Source organism: Halanaerobiales bacterium, assembly GCA_035270125.1.
Lineage (GTDB): Bacteria > Bacillota > Halanaerobiia > Halanaerobiales > DATFIM01 > DATFIM01.
Genome location: DATFIM010000149.1, coordinates 1 through 6,152 on the forward strand (window position 1 = coordinate 1; position 6,152 = coordinate 6,152).

Genomic DNA, 6,152 nt, shown 5'->3' on the forward strand with positions numbered 1-6,152 from the left:
AAAAACTGATTTGAGCCATCTTCTCTGCCCATATCATAACCACTATCTTCAGCATTTACTTCCAGATTATCAACATTAAACCCTTGATTGATCAAAGTAGATTTTAACTGAGAAATATTTTGATCTAAATGGTTTTTAACCAAAATATTATCTACCATAAAACGAGCAGTAACTTTTCCACTTTCAACTTTTAAATTCATTTTAACTTTACCTAAAAAATCTGGTTCTAATTGTAAATTAATTTCATTTGTTGCCGGTTTATTTATTAATTTTATTTGTTCAGTAACCTGTTTAGCCAGTTCTGTTCCCTGTAAAACTGAATTGCTAAATTGAGGAGTATTTTCAGCTGAACTAAGATTACTGGAATTATTAAAATTTTGCGTCCCAAATAACCGGGCAAAATTATTGTTTTCCTGATTTCCAGAAAATAAATTGCTAAATGATGAATCCTGTTTTGTATTATTGGAAGTTGTTTCTATTTTATTTTCAGTATTATTAAATTTCTCTTGATTTAGTAGTTTTTTGAGTTCATTACTTTTATTTAAGTCTTTAAAATCGAGATTAGCCTTTAATTCAGAATTTAACTGACTGGCTGCTAAATTTTTTCCTTTATCTTTTAAACCAATAGATACCTGTTTTGTTTGATTATTTTCTGCATTGGCCTGTTTTTTTAGTGTCTGATAATATACTTTTTCAGCTTTGCTCATATTTTCTTTATTATCTACATTCATTTTAGCAAGAATATTTTTGGTAATATTATTATCTTTGTTTCCAGAAATTTTGCTGGAATTTTCAGCTAAATTGTTATTTTTAGCATCTTCTCCTAGGTCACTTACAACATTTTGACCTTCATTCTTACTGGTTGAATTAGTTTTATTAGTTAAATTAATTTTACTAATATTAACTTTTTCATTATTTTTACTGGAATTAGTATTATTGTTTACTCCTGCATCTATTGAATTCTCTTGCATATTAGTATTAGAAATTTTCATTCCCAGGTTTTCTTTTTGTTTATTAATTAATTGCTGCATAAAGCCCAATTTTGATTTAACTTTATTGAGCAGTTCTTTAGAAAGACCGAATTCTTCCATATTTTTTAGTTTTTCTTCACTATTAAATTTTTCCAAAATACTTGCTAGAGCGATCTGCACCATTTTTTCCAGATTTTTTATTTCTTTTTTGTCCATATTTTTTATCTTCTCTTTTAGTTCATCTTTTGATAGATTTAAGACATCAAGCAATTTTGAAAAATCTATTTTTTCTGAATTATCGGCTTTTTTGCTATCATTATTTTGTAATAATTGTTTGAATGTTTGTTTAGCTTTTTCATTACCATTAACTAAAACTGCCAGACTGTCTTTTCCCTCAGTTTTTTTAGAATTTTTAGTAGATTGACTACTTTGATTTTTTACTAAATTGTTTAGATTATTCAGGCCCTGAGCCATCATCTCTGCCATCACATCACCTCCTTCCAATAATAGTTATTTATCTTTATTCATCCATTGCCTGTGATAATTGAGCGGCAACTTCAGGTTCAAGATTACTCATAATATTTGCGGCAACTTCTCCATCAAGATTAGAAAGAATCTTTAAGGCAAGATCTTCATTAAGAGTACTAAAAATAGAAGCCGCCTTTTGTGCTTCCATTTCTGTATAAATTCCTACTAATTTATTAATTTTTTCTTCAGCAGTAGCTTCAGAACTCTGTAGTTCCTGATAGGAATTTTGGATATTCTTAAGTTCTTCTTCCAGATTAGCTATTTTATTATTTGCTGATTTGAGCTGTGATTTCAATTCTTCATTTTCAGATTTCAACTTCTGAAAATCACTATCTAATTCCTGTTTTTCTTTTTGCAATTTATCATATTGTTCATCTCTTTTTACATATTCTTTTAAAACTGGAGTATTAGTTAAAACATATTCTCCCCAGTTTGTAAGGGAAATTATCTCAAAATAATTTAGTACACCAAGTGTCAAAAATATAGCTAAAAATACTAAGAATACAATTAAATATTTTTTCATCTTATCTTTCCTCTCCCTCATGCTGGGCTATTTCATCTAATTCTTTTTGTTGATCTTTTATTTTTTCTTTATAAAAAGTTTTGTATTTCCTCTCCTTTAATTTATCCAAAACTTTTCTTTTTTTCTGTTTAGCTAACATTTCTTTTTGTTTTTCTGTAACTTCCCTTTTTTTAGCAGATAATTTTTGCTGATGATTTTCTATTTTTTCATCATGTTTTTGCAAAAAACGTCTGGCATGTAATATTTGTTCGACTGAAGAATTATTTCTTATATATCGATGAACATCTTTTTTTGTCTCCTTTAAATTTTCCAGGCTTTTTTCTATTTCTTTTTTTTCTTCTTTAGCTTTCAGAAACTTATTTTGAGCCATATCTTCTTCAATGTTTCTTACATTAAGCACTTTTTGTAAGTCAAATTTAAAAGCAGACATAAATTAAAGCCTCCTTCAGTCTTTATCTATTATAAAATATTATTTTACTACTCTCTTTAATTTTTGTAAGGTTTGAGAAAAATTACTTTTTTCAGTAATTCCCTGCTGCAAAAAATCATTTATATCATCAATATGTTCTATTGCTCTATCAACAGCCGGATTACTTCCTTCTTCATAAGCACCAATATTTATAAGATCTTCAGATTCACGATAATTTGCAAGCATTTTTTTGAGTTCACCGGCAGCTTCAATATGATCTTCATTTACTATGTCATCCATGACACGACTAACACTGCTTAAAACATCTATTGCTGGATAATGATTACGAGAAGCAAGTTCTCTGGAAAGATCTATATGACCATCTAAAATACCACGAACTGTATCAGAAACAGGTTCATTAAAATCATCACCTTCAACTAAGACAGTGTATAAAGCTGTAATTGTACCTTTATCATTTGTACCTGTTCTTTCTAATAAACGAGGAAGTTTGGCAAATACAGAAGGAGGATAACCTCTTGTTGCTGGAGGTTCACCTGTAGCCAACCCTACTTCTCTTAAGGCCATTGCTACCCTTGTAATAGAATCCATCATAAGTAAGACATCCTGACCTTTATCTCTAAAGTATTCAGCAATAGCTGTTGTTATTTGAGCTGCTTTAAAACGTACAAGAGCAGGTTTATCAGAAGTAGCAACTACTACAATAGAATTTTCTAAACCTTTTTCACCTAAATCTCTTTCTATAAATTCTCTTACCTCTCTTCCACGTTCACCAACAAGACCGATCACATTAATATCAGCCTCAGTATTACGGGCGGCCATCCCCAGTAAAGTACTCTTACCAACACCACTACCGGCAAAAATACCTACTCTCTGACCTTTACCACAGGTTAAAAGACCATCAATACTTTTGATACCCAAACTTAAAGGATCTTTGATTCTTTTTCTTAAAAGCGGATTGGGAGGTTTCCTATCAACAGGTCTTTCAGTTAATCCCGAAAGTTGTTTATCTTTATCTAAAATTGGTTTACCAATTCCATTAAGAATCTGACCTAACATATTTTCGCCAACTTTAATTTTTAATTTTTCACCAGTAGCAATAACTCTTGCTCCAGGATTAATACCTTCCATTTTACCAATTGGCATAAGTAAAACTCGATTATCATCAAAACCAACAACTTCTGCCTTAACTGATCTTTCATTATTTTTTATATGACATAATTCACCTATACTAACTTCTGGCCCCTTAGATTCAATGATTAAACCAACTACCCTTGTAATATGGCCATAATTACTGCTAAGTTTGGTATCATCCAATTCTTCAGATAATCCTGAAAGATCAACCTTTTTCATTATAACCTGCTCCCTGTAATAATTTTTTTTCAATCAACTCCAATTTATTTTCAATAGTGGCATCTTTACCACCATATTCAGTTTCTATTATACAGTCTCCATCAGTAAGAGATTCATCAGCAACAAATTTCAATGTTTCATGATTTAATTGATTTTCAATATCAACTTCATTAATATATTTTTCCATAGCAGGACTTATTTTTATTTCTATATCCTGATGAGTCTCCCCAATTTCTTCTAATAGATCAAAAATAATATTATTTATAAGTTCTGGATTAAAGTTAATTTTTTTATTTATAATTTTAGAAGCAATTTTAACAGAAAGTTCTATAACCTCTGCTGGTAAACTTTCCAGTTCTTCTTCAAAATGTTCGTCTATTTTTTGAGAAATTTTATTCAAATCTTCTATTTTTGTTTGAGCTTTACTCTTAGCTTCCTGATATCCTTCATCAAAGCCTTTTTCATATCCTTCTTTTTTTCCTTTTTGATAACCGCTGTCATATCCTTCTTTTTCCGCTTTATCCTTTATTTTACTAGCTTCTTCTTTAGCCTGTTTTTTAATCTCAGCTGCTTTTTCTTCTGCCTCAGTAATTATTTTATCTTTTCGGGCTTTAATTCGCTGTTGTATTTTACTTAAATTATGATTGCTTTTTTCGTTTTTATTTTCACTAAGATCATTACTTTTCTTTTTTTCTTTTTTTATCTTTTCTTCTATCTTTACATCACTAAGCTTATATTCGCCTGTTATTCTGGATGCTTTGATAATCTTAGACAACTACTTCACTCTCCTCACCACGGGCAATTACAATTTCACCACTATCTTCTAGTTCTCTAATTACATTTACAATACCCTGCTGAGCTTCTTCTACTTCTCTGACACGTACTGGTCCCATATATTCCATATCTTCTTCCAGCATTTCGCGAGCTCTGTTGGACATATTGCTTAATAATTTTTCTTTTACTTCATCACTTGCGGTTTTAAGGGCAAGAGCTATATCGTGAGAATCAACCTGTCTTACTACAAGCTGTATTGCCTGATCGGAAAGAACAGTAATATCTTCAAATACAAACATTCTCTGTCTGATTTCTTCAGCTAGTTCAGGATCATCTTCTTCTAGATGATCGAGAATATTCTTTTCAGTTCCTCTATCTACCTGATTTAAGACATCAACAATAGCCTCAATTCCTCCAGCACTTGCATATTCATTAGTGACTACTGAAGAAAGTTTTTGTTCTAAGACTTTTTCAACTTCTTTAATAATTTCCGGTGAAGTCCTATCCATAACTGCTACTCTTTTGGAGACTTCAGTCTGTACTTCCTGAGGTAAAGAAGAAAGAACCTGAGATGCCTGACCTGGCTGTAAATAAGAAAGTACTAATGCGATTGTCTGAGGATGCTCACCCTGTATAAAATTTAAAAGTTGAGATGGGTCTGTTTTCCTGATAGCATCAAAAGGACGAACCTGTAAAGTAGCCGTCAATCTTTCCAGTATATCATTGGCTTTATCATCACCTAATGCTTTCTGTAATACATCACGGGCATAATCTATACCACCCCGATTGATATAATCTTTAGCCTCTGCTAAATGATAAAACTCACGGAGGGTTTCATCTTTAACTTCAGTATCAACCTGCTGCATATTAGCAATCTCTAAGGTTAATTCTTCTATCTCTTCATCATCTAGATGCTGAAAAATCTGAGCAGAAACATCCGGACCAAGAGAAACAAGCAGTACAGCGGCTTTTTCTTTTCCACTTAAATTCCTTTTAGCCATACAATCACCTCGCTTTTCTTAGTTTTTAGCAAAATTTAATCCTGTTCAAGCCAGCTTTTAAGTAACTGAGCTATTTCCCCAGGTCTATCATTAACCAGTTCTTCTATATCTTCTTTCATTTTTCTTCTTTCTTTTTCTTCTTCAGATAATTCTTCTTCAGAAGATGAAGTTGCTTCTTCTCCAACCATCATATCAACTGTCTGGCCTGTTTCATATGTTTCTTCTTCTGTTCCTTTTCGTAAAATAAAGAAGGTTGCTATAAGGGCCAGTAAGATAAATGCTATTAAACCACCATATATATACATTCTTCTTCTGTTTTCGGCCTGAGCAGCTAATTGGGCCTGAGTAGCCTCTTCTTCCAGACTATCATTAAATTGCATACTGGTTACACTAACCTGATCATTACGATCTTCCTGATAACCAATTGCTGCCTGGACAGCATTCCTTATATTATTAACTGTTTCTTCATTCTCTTCATTATTTAAAATCACTGAAACAGAGAGTTGTTCTACATCACCAGGAGCATATTTGTGTTTTTCTATTTTTTCATTTATTTCATAATTAGTAACAGTATT

7 protein-coding genes are annotated in these 6,152 nt (G+C 31.4%); all 7 read right to left on the reverse strand.

What is annotated here, in order from left to right; genetic code table 11:
• Positions 1-1,457, reverse strand: a 1,457-nt coding sequence (locus VJ881_07785) for a flagellar hook-length control protein FliK (GenBank protein ID HKL75952.1), incomplete at its 3' end; no start/stop codon positions are given.
• Between the two features lie 34 nt (positions 1,458-1,491).
• Positions 1,492-2,022 (reverse strand): hypothetical protein, encoded by a 531-nt coding sequence (locus tag VJ881_07790; protein ID HKL75953.1) that lies wholly within the window; start codon positions 2,020-2,022, stop codon positions 1,492-1,494.
• A gap of 1 nt (position 2,023) precedes the next feature.
• Positions 2,024-2,452 (reverse strand): flagellar export protein FliJ, encoded by a 429-nt coding sequence (fliJ, locus tag VJ881_07795; GenBank protein ID HKL75954.1) that lies wholly within the window; start codon positions 2,450-2,452, stop codon positions 2,024-2,026.
• Positions 2,453-2,491: 39 nt separating this feature from the next.
• The gene (fliI, locus tag VJ881_07800) at positions 2,492-3,802 is read right to left on the reverse strand and encodes a flagellar protein export ATPase FliI (GenBank protein HKL75955.1); all 1,311 of its coding nucleotides are present in this window, start codon (positions 3,800-3,802) and stop codon (positions 2,492-2,494) included.
• Complete coding sequence (locus VJ881_07805) at positions 3,789-4,577, reverse strand: FliH/SctL family protein (GenBank protein HKL75956.1); 789 nt, start codon at positions 4,575-4,577, stop codon at positions 3,789-3,791. The genes fliI and VJ881_07805 overlap by 14 nt, the downstream gene beginning before the upstream one ends.
• Positions 4,570-5,577, reverse strand: a complete 1,008-nt coding sequence (fliG, locus tag VJ881_07810; GenBank protein ID HKL75957.1) for a flagellar motor switch protein FliG — start codon at positions 5,575-5,577, stop codon at positions 4,570-4,572. The genes VJ881_07805 and fliG overlap by 8 nt, the downstream gene beginning before the upstream one ends.
• A 35-nt stretch (positions 5,578-5,612) precedes the next feature.
• Positions 5,613-6,152, reverse strand: a 540-nt coding sequence (locus VJ881_07815; protein ID HKL75958.1) for a flagellar M-ring protein FliF C-terminal domain-containing protein, incomplete at its 5' end; no start/stop codon positions are given.